Raw genomic sequence first — 13,765 nt, 5'->3', positions numbered from 1 at the left:
GTTAATGGGATACTTTGGACAGGTTGGACACACTACCCGCAATGGTCTTGATTATTTTGTGATACCTCTCCAACATAGAGTGAACATAGGAAGATTCCAGCAAAGTGGTATTCCACCTCAGGGAACAGGTCAGTCCGGTTGTTAATCTCACGACTGACAGTTGCAGTGCTGCTGGTTCTGCAGGATATACACGCAATCTCACTTCCCCTACCATCGGTAAAGAGCTCGTGCAGTCCTCTTCGCAAAATATGACGTTAAAACGGGATGAACCCTCCGCCCCGCTCTTCGACACATTAGGGTCCAGCAGCAAATGAAACGGATATAAAACAGCTTGAAGTGCAGCTTGACGACTGTCTTTCACTTTGTCTAGCAAAGGATTAAACGACGAAAGCCCCTCCATTGAAACTCTGACTGGCACAGGATGCTGAATACGTAAAGGTGTTTCGCTCCCCTGCACCGGATGTCCCTCGGGATGAACGACATGGATCAAAAGCTCCTCCGCTTGCGTCAATTGCCGCAGCAGCAGGAAATAACAGGCGAATAAAATGTCTGTAACACTACTATCATGACTGGAGGCAAAAGCGTGCAGAGCTTCGGCCTCCTGTGTGGCGAGGGTCAACTTGATGGAATCCCACTCAGACGTTGCAGAAGCATCTTCTCCCCGTTTGAACGGCAATCCGATTTGAGGAAGCGGATTTCGTAAAGCTTCTGTCCAGTACGCCTTTTGCGGCTCCAAATATCCCGACTGCAACAACTGGTGCTGCCAATAGGTAAAGTCAATCTGCGGGATTGATTGAAACGTGTAGACTGCATCCACTACTGAATCCGTAACAGCGGCGGAGTATCGAATAAACAGTCGTTCCAACCACCCTTTCATGTCCAGGCATTCCATTAGTAATGGATGAATAGCGACGATCAATTGGCACTGTTCATTGGTGTCACACCCCAAGCGCACCCGGTACAGCGGTCCTTGTTGTAGCTCAAACGGGTTCCGATACTCGGAAGCTACACTACAGTCCGCCCAAAAAGCTGCATCCTCCTCTATGACATCCGTGAATTTGTAATCCAACGGTAAGTGTCCCTGTACCTGCTGAACTGGTCCTTGCTCCTCTTCGTGAAAGGTTATTCGGAGTGTGCTGTGTTCGGCTTGCAGTTCTTCTAGCACTCTAACAAATAACGCCTGATCCACCTTACCTGTCCACGCTGCACGAACGATCATATAAGGAGCGGACCCACGATGTCGCCATAACTGTTTTTGGTAAAAAGATAAAGGATGCCACTCAGTCTCTGGTGCCGGGCAAATCGGAGGAATCGCAAAAGTGGAATCCTTTGCTCGTCGTTTCCGCTTCATGTTGTCCGCTTCCTCAGGTGAAAAAATCCGGTACTCCGCCAAAGCTTGTTCAGGCTGGTCCAGAATCTGGTCGATCAGGCTGAGCAAGTGTCCTGCAAGTGTAGTGACTGTCTGTTGGTGAAACAACCGGGAATAATACTCAAAGGTGCAATTTAGCTCTCCCTGCATCCCTTGAAAAATGTCGAGCTTCAAATCCATGGTTGAGCTGTGTTTGGCCCAGTCCACCATGTCCAGCGTCACATCTCCCATCGTAAATTGGGTCCTCTGCATCCCCTGATTATGTAAAATAAGCATGGTGTCAAAAATAGGGTTGCGTGAAAGATCACGTTTCTGATCCAGGTGCTCCACCATCTTTTCAAATGGATAATCCTGATGATCATACGCAGCTATAGTCCGATGAGCCACCTCCTTTAAAAAGTCTGTAAAGCAGCGCTCTCCTGCCGGAGTATTACGAATAGGCAAATAGTTCGTAAAAAGACCTATCGTATGCTCTACCCCCGTATAACGTCTTCCAGCAATGAGAGAACCTACAATGACATCCTCCTGCCCTGTGTATTGATACAGCAGCACATTGTATACAGCCAGAAGCGTCATATATAGTGTAGCCCCGTGTTCTTGTCCCAGGGCTCGCAAGCGGTCAGCAGCTACCTTGTCAATCGTGAACGAATACATGCCCCCTTCAAAAGACATCACAGGCGGCCGTGGATAATCACTGGGCAGATTCAGAATCGGTAGTCCTGCCTCCCGCCCTTCCGTTAACGTCTTCAGCCAAAATTTCTCCTGTTTCAGCATCTCCTCGCTGTGCAGAAAAGCATTTTGCCATACTGCATAGTCCTTATACTGAATACGTAGCGGTGGCAAGCTCTGCCCGCTATAAAGACTGGTAAATTCCCGAATGAGGATTTCCATGGAAACACCATCTGAAACAATATGATGCATGTCAAACATCAGCAAATGCTTGTCCTCTTCATTACGCTGATCCGTCAATCGCAGCAAGCACACACGAAGTAAAGGCGCCTCTCCCAAGGAAAACGGCTGTACAAATTCTTCCATCAGCTTTTGCACATCGGCTTCTTCTGAAGCCACTCCCAGTGATATCGCAAGCTCAGCTTCCGGAAGAACACTTTGCACAATTTCATCCTCTGCGACATCAAACACCGTCCGAAAGGATTCATGACGATGAATGATCGCAGCAAATGCGTCTTTTAAGCGCTCCACATCCAAACGCCCAGTGATCATAGCCGCTCCGGGCATGTTGTAGCTCAAATTATCTTCTGCCAGCTGCTTCAGAATAAACTGACGCCGCTGTGCGTTGGATACGGGGTAAAATGCTTGTGGAGCCACTGGTTCGATAGACGGGTAATCCGTTGTTTCTCCTCCTGAAACAAGCTTGGCAAGCTCACGAATACAAGGGTGTCCAAACAAATCAACCAATGTAATTCTCGTGTGGAACACCTGACTGATGGCTGTAATCAGATCCGTAGCCAGCAGTGAATCTCCACCCAATTCGAAGAAATCAGCATCTATAGAGAGCTCGTCAATACCCAAAATCCGCCCCCAAATGCGTGCCAGCCTGTCTTCCGTTTCCGTCGGAACATACCCATCACGAAAGGAAACACGTACTTCGTTATAGGCTGGCAACTGTTCGTTACGACCACGACTTCGACGTTGAATCGGCGGCTCTACCCAGTAGCGCTGCTTGTCCCAGGCGTATGCAGGCAAAGGAACTTTGACACATCCGTCTGCCGAATAATCCTCCGACCAGCGTCTGTTCTCTCCGTTAACATATCGCCGGGCAATCATTCGTGCATCTGTATCCAGTGTCATTTCTGCCAGGGGCAGGGGCTCGCTATATATAGTGCAAAAAATCCCCTGTTGCTCCAGCCCTGTTCCATCCTGACAGAGCAATGCGTTATAAGCCTGGCGCAGCTTTGAGCAAAGACTGATCCGATCCGAAACTGGAATTGCCAATCGATAAGCATGATGCTCTCTGCCCGTGTTCAGGACATAACAGATATTTTCCAAAGACGGAATATCGTCACTCTCCAAAAAATCAATATATCGGGCAGTCAATCTTCGCAGTGAATCCTCACTATATGCCGAAAGCGTAAATACTCGTTCCTCACCGCAGGGTGCATCGGAGGACGATGATAGTGAGGCTCTGCTGCCCTGATACTCCTCCAGCACCACATGACAATTTGTACCACTTAGTCCCCATGAACTGATACCCGCTCTCAGCGGAATCCCGTCCTCACTTCGCCAATCAGCTAGCTTTGTATGAATATAGACCGGAGAACTATGCAAGTTCATCAACGGATTGGGATACGCAAAATGCAGGGTAGGCGGAAGTTTTTTATGCTGTAAAGCCAGAATCATTTTAATTAGCCCTGCCATGCCCGAGGCCGAATCCAGATGACCGATATTGCTTTTGACTGAGCCGATTCCACAAAATTGTCTTTTTTGCGTATACCTGCGAAAAGCATTTGTAATCCCTTTGATTTCAATCGGATCGCCAATTTTGGTCCCTGTTCCATGAGCCTCAATGTAAGAGATCGTCGACGGATCAATGCCTGCACGCTTCCAAGCCTCTACAATCACTTCTTCCTGGGCTCGGGCATTCGGGGATGCCAATCCGTTGGAAGCACCATCCTGATTGATAGCACTTGCTTTAATCACCGAGTAAATATAATCGTGATCCTTCTCAGCTTGTTCCAGTGGCTTGATTAGAACAACGCCACAACCTTCACCCCATCCCGTACCATCGGCATCAGCGTCGAAGCTGCGTGATTGTCCTTGCGACGAGGTGATCCCAAGCCCTCCCGGTTCCAATCTGGTGGGTAAAGCGCCAATGGCTACTCCGCCCACCAAAGCCATGCTGCAATCTCCAGCAAGCAATCCTTCACATGCAAGATGCAAAGCGACAAGGGAGGAGGAGCAGGCAGTCGCTACACTGAGCGCAGGCCCAGATAGATTCAAGGCATAAGCCAGACGGCTTGCGATAACAGGCGGAAAATTCCCGACAAAAGCAGTGGATGAATCACTTTCGATCAGCTCCTTGTACCTCGCTTCACTATAGCCGACATATACGCCCACCCGTGAGCCACGGATACGTTCTCCGCCATAACCTGCATCCTCAATGGCCTCATAACCGGTTTCCATAAACATACGCTGCTGCGGGTCCATATATTTGGCTTCCCCTGGAAGGATATTAAAGAATGCAGCGTCAAACGTATCAATTTCGTCTAGATAACCTGCTGGCATAAACGGCCCTTGATTGTGTTCATCCAAAAAAGGACGGACCTGCTCCAAACGTGAGCTTGGAAACATTCGTATCCCATTCAGACCATGAACCAGATTGTCCCAATATTGCTCCTTGGTATCTGCTTGCGGGAACCGTCCAGCTACGCCGATAATGGCTATATCCCTGTTGCGATATATTCCCTCGCGGACTGCAGACGATGACGCAGCTTTGAGCTGAATTTGATATTGCTTGATCAGAGAATACGCATGCTCTTCGGATAATTCCTGTTTGGCTACAAGTTGCAAAATGGCTTCAACAAACGTATCCCTCATATGCTTTCATATCCTTTCATAGCCTCATCCACTGAAATAGCGTCCTCCTTTACCCGCTTGATCAGACTTCGTAAATCCTCGTCCGCATAGTCAAGGTCAGAAGCTTTGACCGGTGATTGCGGGCCTTGGGTTATCACTTCTCTCGTACTGGCAGCAAGCCTGCCTTCTATAAATTGCGCCAGCTGTGAAACTGTACCGTATGAGAACAGGTCTCCGGCCTCCACTTCAGAATCAACCCGTTCATTCAGAAGACTCAGCACTTTTAAAATAAGCAGGGAATCCCCACCGATTTCAAAAAAATGTTGACCCACATCAATTTCCTCGTATCCCAGCACCTCGGCCCAGATTTGAGCAATCTGCTGTTCCAATTCTGTGTAAGGTTCTGTCGATTTCCCTTTCAGACTGACCTTCACATCTGCCACCAAACGGTTAGGCTTGACGAATGACGGAGCTCCTACCTCCTTGGCGGATTGCGGTACAGCTCGATGCCGATCCGTCAGCATATCCGGTGCAAGCTGAATTTTCATCATCGGCGCCCATTCACGGAGCTTCTGTGTATCAAACTTGCCGATAGCCACTTGATCCAGCGGACAAGACAAGCTCATGTGGAAAGCAGCCAGTGCATCCGGTATAGGCATATAATCCATGCAACCTGGTCCTGTAAGTCCTTCCCATGCGTACCAGTTGATCGCCAGTGTCGTTTGCCCCAGCGTGTTCCGTTGTGCGCTGAAGGCATCCATAAAAGTGTTGGCAGCCGCATAATCACCACCGCCAGCTCCGCCCCAGAGCGAAGCTACCGAAGAGAATAAAACAAAGAAATCCATCTCTTGTTCAGCAAGAAGTTTGTCTAATACTAACGTGCCATGAATTTTGGGTCGAAGTACCTTTTCAAAGTCATCTTTATTCTGAGATTCCAGTGGACGGCTGGTATCGCCGCTGGCTGCTGCGCAATGAACCACTCCTTTAATGGGACCAAAACGAGCTTGTACATCGTCAAAAACCAGCTGCATCTGCCTAAAATCAGACACATCTCCCGTGTAGTAATGGACCTGTGAGCCGTGTTTCTCCATCTCTACAAAGGCTGACAACTTACGATAAGTTGCAGTATCAGCTTGTCTTTCCACCGGATCATGTATGATTTGTGACCAATGCTCTTTTTCCGGCAGCTCCGTCCGATTCAGAATGACCAGATGGATCGGAGCTTGCTGGGACAAATACCGGCAGACCTCCAGCCCCAAGCCTCCTGCGCCACCAGTCACGATATACACCGCACCCGGACGAATGGTGACGGAACGCCGAGGTGGAGTATTCAGATGATTCCGAGTATCCGGGGTGCTTACCATGTCCGATTCCAGACGGGCCATGCCTTGGATATATCGTTCCTGACGGATGACAACGAACGAGTCTGTTTTATTTTCTTGCAGCTCGGTCATGATCAGATCCGCAACTTGCTCCCTTGTGTGATGGATCGTATCAACATCCAGTCCGAAACATTGCAATTGTGGATGCTCTTGAGAAATGACTTTGACTAAACCGTGAATCGCAGATTTTTCAGGTGATATATACTGTTCATCCGAGATCCGCTGTGTAAAGTTCGAAACCACTCGCAAATCGAGCGTTTCATGTAAGCCCTGATGCAGTAATGCTTTTGTCAGAAAATAAAGGCTATAAACACCTGACTCCAAAGCAACATCCACAGTTTCAATATCGACTGGAGTTGAAGGGGGATCTGTGCAGGTCCAGAAATGAACGATACCGTTCAAGCGCTGATTCCGTTGTCTCAGTTCACTCACGAGTTGAAGGTAATCTGCTTCTACTCCTGCCCGGATGGTGTATTGATGATGGCTCAGTTTTTCAAACATTTGCCCCGTCTCTACGATCACCACCTGATGACCAGAATGCGTCAAGCGAAGCGCCAGCTCGTCACCAATCCCCAGCTTGTCTTTAAAGATTAGCCAGTTTCCCTGAGCCAGTGCACCTTCTCTTGTCTTCTTCAGTTCTTTTGGAGTCCAGCGAACACGGTACATTAAATTTTCGATTGTACTTACCTGTGCTTGTTCACTCATTCGACCGATAATCAATGCGGTCTCTGCCTTGTCCCGGTTTGGCAAACGCACAGGGAAGGTCCGTACTTCCGTGAATTGCTCTTCCTTCAACAACTGCTCCCATGTTTCCGTCGGAACCAGTGGAGAATCCTTTCGTATATCCTGATCCTCGAACAGCCACCATCCCTCTGTCATTCCCCACACGAGATTTTCTGCAGGCTCATTCTGCACCTTTTCGATCATAAACAGGGCTCCACCAGGGGCAAGTACCTTTTTCAACTGAGACAAGGAGGTTCGTAAACGGCTCGTAGCATGAATCACATTCAGACCAATAATGATATCAAACTGTTCTGGCACAAAGCCTTGCGCCAAAGGATCCTCTTCAATATTAAAAGTTTGATATTGAACAAACGGATACGCTGCAAACTGCTTTTGTGCTTCCAAAATGATGCCTCGTCCCAAATCGGTATAGCAATACTCCACTTGGAGACCTGCTATGGCTGGAAAAAGCACCTTACCCACCGTTCCCGAGCCAGCCCCGACTTCCAGAATGCGGAGCCGTTTTCCCGCTTGTGCTAAAATATGCTGCTTTAATGCGTCCAGCGCCATCGTCTCACACAGATCGCCCAGGGTACGTCCCTGATTGGCAAACCCCGCCAGAAATTGCGGTGTGCCATCGGGAAACAGTACACTTAAAGGCGATCTTTTCCCCGTTAATACAGCCGGATAGGCGTCCAGACAATACTTCAACACCTTGAAGGTTCCAGCAAATGCCGGATATTGCTCGATGTATTGGGTACATAACACCGACAGGTCGGGAACTGACAGATCAACGGTCAGCATGATATTTTCACCGTCCAAGCGGACATAGCCTTGCTTCTCAACGAAACGCAGCATGAACCGGAAGAGACGCTGATATGTGGAGGTGATTCCTATCGTATGCAGCATTTCAGACTCTTTGTATACTTTTCCAGGTTCCGTGAGCGTCCCCCATTGCCTGAATAGTCCGATAATAAGCTGGGCCGCAAATTCATCAACCGCCTCTTTATATCCCTGGACTACCGCGAATCCGCTCTCCTCCAATAACCGTTCACCGAATTGAAAAACCGTCTCGGTAGCCTGCCAAAAATCAGGTTCTTCCTTCTGCGTGTCAGCAATCAATTCCGCACTGGCCGGTACATCCGGTGATTGCTGAACTTTAGGTTCGATCCAGTAGCGCTTCTCTTCAAACGGGTAGCCTGGAAGAGGGACACGCACCCGGTTCTGTCCGCGATAATAGTCATCCCACTCTAGCTCACTGCCCTGCATATAAGCCTCCACCATACGTTCCAATGATTCCGCAGGCTGGACTCTGTATGGCGCAGAACTGTTCCTTGTCTCGGCTATCGTATTTACGTATATTCGTTCGCGATCTAGTAATATGGAAGCCGCATTTTGTTCGCCCTGCTCTGGAAACAGCTTGAGTTTACGCTGTAATTCTTCCTGCGAGCTGACGACGGTAGCCAAACGATAAGCATCGTTTCCACGACTGATATTGGTGCAGTAACAAATGTCTGCCAAAGCTTCGTGGTTATTTCCCAAATAAGCCGCAAACCTTTCGGCATAAGCGTAGAGCGCTTGTTCGGTCCGGGCTGACAAAGTGAACAAATATTCTTCGCCCGGAGGCGGAACTTCCCTTTGGAGCGTATATTCCTCCAATACAACATGGCAGTTCGTCCCGCTCAGACCAAATGAGCTTACACCTGCACGACGAATCCCGCATTCAGGCATCCATTCCTGAAGTGACGGAGCGATATAAACCGGAGAATTAACAAAATCAATATGCGGGTTAGGCATTTTAAAATGAAGGGATGCTGGAATCTGACGTTTGGTCATGGCCAGCACTGCCTTCATAAACCCAGCAATGCCAGCTGCTGAATCCAGGTGCCCGATATTGCTCTTGACCGAGCCTACGGCACAGAACTGTTTACGATTTGTATAACGTCCAAAAGCCCGCGCAATGCCTTCCATTTCAATAGGATCGCCTAGCTTGGTGCCTGTTCCATGTGTCTCGATATATGAAATTGTCTGTGGATCAATCCCCGCGCGCTTCCAGGCTTCCTCAATCACATCAGCCTGCGCAGCGGCATTAGGAGCGGTCATCCCGTTGGATCGCCCATCCGAGTTGGCCGCGCTTCCTTTGATCACTGCGTAAATATAATCACCATCAGCCACAGCCTGCTCCAGTGACTTGAGTACAACAGCACCTACTCCTTCGCCACCACCTGTACCGTCCGCCGATGCGTCGTACGCTTTCGTCTTGCCATCAGGTGCGGCGATTCCCATGTTGAAGAGATTTTCATCTACCATCGACAGGTACAGATTGACACCGCCAGCCACAGCCATTTCGCAGCTACCAGACGTGATTTCCTGTACCGCATGATGCACAGCCATGAGTGAAGAGGAACAGGCCGTGTTAATGACCTCTGCCGGGCCTGTCCAATTAAAAACATAAGCAATCCGTCCGGCAATCGCAGCTTGTAAATTCCCCGGTATAGCAGAGGGCTCAATCTGTGACATCAGGTCCAAATATTGCGGTGTACCTGTTCCTACAAATACTCCCGTCTTCGACCCGTACACCTCTTTTTCCGAGTATCCCGCATTCATCATTGCTTCCCAAACCACCTGTAACAGCAGGCGCTGCTGCGGGTCCATCATTCGTGCTTCATTGGGAGTTATATGAAAAAATGATGCATCAAAGCCATCAATTCGCTCCAGATATGCCCCTTGCGGTAACTGCCCTAACTGTCCTGCTGCATCATTTGAACCTTGAACTATATCCTGTAACCGATGAGCTGGAATGTCGCGAACAGCATCAACCTCGTGGCACAGATTGTCCCATAAGGCATCGCAACTGTCCGCCAGGGGAAAGCGACAAGCCATACCAATCACAGCAACATCACCGTGTCGTCCCTTGTCTCCAAGCTCAGTCTTGTGGATATGTTGCCGTCTTGTATCCATTTCGCGAAGGGGTTCGATAGGTTTCTCTACACCGCCGGACTGAATGATTTGGGCCTGCATCGCGATCGTATGATGTGTAAAAAGCTGCGGAATGGTCAGCTGAATCCCTAGCAGATGGTGGATTCTGCTTTGCAGTCGCACGATAGACAGCGAGTTACCCCCTGCTTCAAAAAAACTGTCCTCCACACTAACGACAAGCACGGACAGCAGCTTCTTCCAGATATCTGCCAATTGTTCTTCCAACTCATTACGTGGTGCCACATATGCACGAGTATGGACTACTCCAATCCGATGCAAAGGCAGCGCCTTTTTATCCACTTTGCCATTTGCCGTGACAGGCATGGACTCCAGACAAACTACATGTGCCGGAACCATATAGTCCGGTACATATTGCTTCAGATACAATTGGATATCATTGGCTCCTAAAGGAGATTCCTTCAAGATCTTCAGCCTCTTCAATGTATAAAAGGCTGCAAGCTCCTTGGTATGCTCTAATCCATGTGGAATGACCACAGCCTCTTTGATGGACGGATGACTTCTGAGAATAGTCTCAATCTCCCCCAGTTCCACACGCATCCCTCGGATTTTAACCTGGTCGTCCGACCTGCCGACAAACTCCAAATTACCGTCTGGCAACCATCTCACCAGATCGCCTGTTTTGTACATCCGCTCTGTTTGGATTCCAAACGGGTTCGGCACAAAGCGTTCGTCCGTCAAGCGTGGATTGTATAAGTATCCTCGCGCCAATCCAGCTCCAGCGATGAACAGCTCTCCAGTCGCCCCAAAGGGCAGCAAGCGTTGCTGTGGATCTAGAACATACACCTGATAATTTAATAGCGGCTTGCCTATGGGTAGAGTTGCCCGTTGCTCTACAGGTTGGCATTCATACAAAGTCGTATTAATAGCCGCTTCTGTCGGGCCGTAAATGTTAAACAGCTTGTCTATGTTCAGCTTATCGCGTAATTGCTGTACCAGTTGCCCGCTACAAACCTCACCTGCCATTATGATAAAAGCAAAGGGATGCTCAATATCCGGTGCCTGCTCCAATAGCACTTCCATTAGTGAAGGAACGGTATTTAACACATTAATCCGTTCCTTCCGTATCAGTCCCCAAAAGGCGCTTGGGTCTGTCTTGGCTTCTTTTGGAACCAAGTACAACGTCCCTCCGGTAGCTAAAGGCAAAAAAATCTGCTGCACAGAAGGATCGAATGTGAATGGAGCCATCAAAACATGCCTCAACTCTTCATGGAAATCATAGCTATGTTTCAGCCCAGCCAATTGATTAACAATATGTTGATGCTCTATCATCACGCCTTTGGGCGTTCCAGTCGAGCCTGATGTATATATGACATACGCCATATGATCAGGTCTGCCTTGAACTGGCAGATTGGATGTCTCGCCTGTATAGAAGGCGGGATTGGACAGATCAAGCACTGTTCCTTGAAAAGGATGGGCATCCACATACTGTGGCGGTGAGATCACCAACTCCATCCGACTATCCGTAAAAAGTTGCTGTACCCGCTCTGCTGGAAACGCCGGATCTATCGGACAATACGCCCCTCCTGCCTTTAGTACCGCCAGGATCGCCACGATAACTTCCACCGTCGGCTCAGTCATGATGCCGACAATATCATCTGGACCCACTCCATGACGTTGTAAAGCACGGGCTAGTTGATTAGCTCTTGCATTTAGCTCTCTGTAACTAATGCAATAATCTGCTTCGACTACAGCAGCTTGCTCAGGCGTGTGTACCACTTGTTCTTCGAACAACTGATGCAGCATATTCACATCCGTCAGTTCTACAGCCGTCTGATTTAAGCCCTTTACTAGAAGCTCTCGTTGCTGTGGAGCCAGCATATTTGCCGCATCATCCTCCAGAGAAACCGCTGATTTCTTAGGCCATTGAACCAGAACATACAGCAAGTTGGCAGCAAAGGATTCAAGCAAGGACAACGAGTACACCTCAGGTCGATAAACCAGTTGCAGTATCCGACCTTCTTCTTCGTTCGGTACAAACTTAATTATCAGATCGAATCGATCTAGGTCATCAACAGCCGTTTGTAATCCCTCATCGACACATGCCAGTTGCCACAGTTCTTGCAGCTCTCTCCCATGAAGAGATGTCCACTTGTCATAGAGAAGGGACAATGAATTCGCCTGATGGTTCAATGTTCGGGAAAACTCGGCCTTCATGTCTTCGTTTAGCTCACGCCACGTTCGACTTCCATGAACCCGCTGCTTGAGAAAAAGCAGATTCCCCGGCTCGGATTGGGCCTGCACAAGCGTCGTCGTCCCAATACATATATCTTCTGACTGCCAATAGCGATGAAGCAGCCCAGACAGCGCCGTCAGGAACAAAATAAAACGTCCCAACTCCGAGCCTTTCGACATTTGATCCAGTTGGCGAATTGTCTCCCTGGGAATAACCAATTCTAGCGTTTCCCTGCGTGCTCCTGGTTGATAGTTAGACTTGCTTTTGCTTACAGGCAATAATTCCCGTGGCAGATCTTGAGACCATTTTTTCATCCAATATTCTTCAATGATCCGGTCTTTCAGATGCGTACTCTTGTCCATACACACTCCCCTCTCTGTCAACCGCTTCCGGCCTTTATGAGCTGACGAATCCACATGATCTTTATTTGATGGACTACTTGATTAATTCACTACTCAAAATACTCAGTCTCTCCTCAAAAGGAGGATGTACGTGTTTTAATTCTTTCTCCCATTCCGCCTTGCAGCTGCAATCCAGATGCTCCAGGACGCTTGGATCAAGAGTGTGATTATACTCCTTCAACGCCTCCATCACTCGATCACTGCATTGCGGGCAATTGTAAGGTACCCCAACAGGAGAAGGATAGAATTGGAACAACCCAACGATGATTTTGCCCAAATGCGCCGTTCGTTTTACCACCTCAACGATGCTCCAGAGCCATGCCGGTTTATAGGCCCCTTGATCACTTAAATACTGCACCAGTGTATAATCCTGTACGGTACAGCTTTCCAGTGAAACGGTCGTCGTACCGATCTCAAAAGCATGTTCAATCGTATGTACGGCATGCTCGATAGCCTCTTGTTCCGCAATAAAAGGCGGTTTCAGCAACACATAGCTACGTAAATTCAGCTCCTGAGTCACCAAGCGGGCGGCCTTGTCAAATTGCTTTAATGAGAAACCTTTGTTTATGCATACATACCGTAAAAAATCATCAGTCATTTCAAGTCCCATGGCGACTTCCACATGCTTATCTGGTAAAAGGCGCTTAATTTCCGTCATATTTTCCTTCGTTACAAACTCGGGTCTGGTTTCAATAACCAGCATTTTGATCTCTGGCTTTTCCCCAACCATGCGTATGATCTCCCACAATGCTTCAGTTGGAACTTCATTGTCGTTGAGGATGGAGCCGTTATTATACAGATTGAGTAAAGGATATTTGGTAAAATCAATCCGATTGAACTCCTTCCGAAATTGCTCCAAATAATAATGGGCGGATAGAGGGCCATCTTTGCGTGTTTGCTTGGCTAAATGACCGCACATAGTGCAGCCGTTTCCGTTTTTCAGAGCCCACTCGCATCCGTTCGACATTAAATACATGACTGCGCGTTGATAGTTTTTCCCCTGAAAGTTTTCCTCACGAATATCCGTTTCTGTCGCTACTTTGTCCAAATGATATTGTTCATCTGGAATTTTGGCGTGAATTTCCTTCATTAAATTAGCGATGAGTCGGTAATAGTGGGCAGTTTCTTTCGTAGTCATCCATTGATAGGAATCCATTTGTTCCCAGGCTTTCGGCTTTCTCAT

Annotated in this window: 3 protein-coding genes; all 3 read right to left on the bottom strand. The window is 48.4% G+C overall.

All coding sequences use genetic code 11. The features are described from left to right. Position 1 precedes the first annotated feature (1 nt). Positions 2–4,924 (bottom strand): condensation domain-containing protein, encoded by a 4,923-nt coding sequence (locus ABEW32_RS09055; protein ID WP_430186701.1) that lies wholly within the window; start codon positions 4,922–4,924, stop codon positions 2–4. Then, a complete protein-coding gene (locus ABEW32_RS09050) occupies positions 4,921–12,543 on the bottom strand; it encodes an amino acid adenylation domain-containing protein (protein WP_430186699.1) in 7,623 nt (2,540 codons plus the stop codon). Before ABEW32_RS09050 ends, ABEW32_RS09055 begins: the two co-directional genes overlap by 4 nt. Positions 12,544–12,616: 73 nt before the next feature. After that, entirely contained in the window at positions 12,617–13,765 is a 1,149-nt protein-coding gene (locus ABEW32_RS09045; protein ID WP_430186697.1) for an archaeosine biosynthesis radical SAM protein RaSEA, read from the bottom strand.

Origin of the sequence: Paenibacillus jamilae (assembly GCF_050482105.1) — a bacterium.
In the GTDB taxonomy this organism is placed as follows: domain Bacteria; phylum Bacillota; class Bacilli; order Paenibacillales; family Paenibacillaceae; genus Paenibacillus; species Paenibacillus jamilae_B.
The sequence above is the reverse complement of the archived record's forward strand: the minus strand, read 5'-3'. Positions and strand labels throughout refer to the sequence as shown.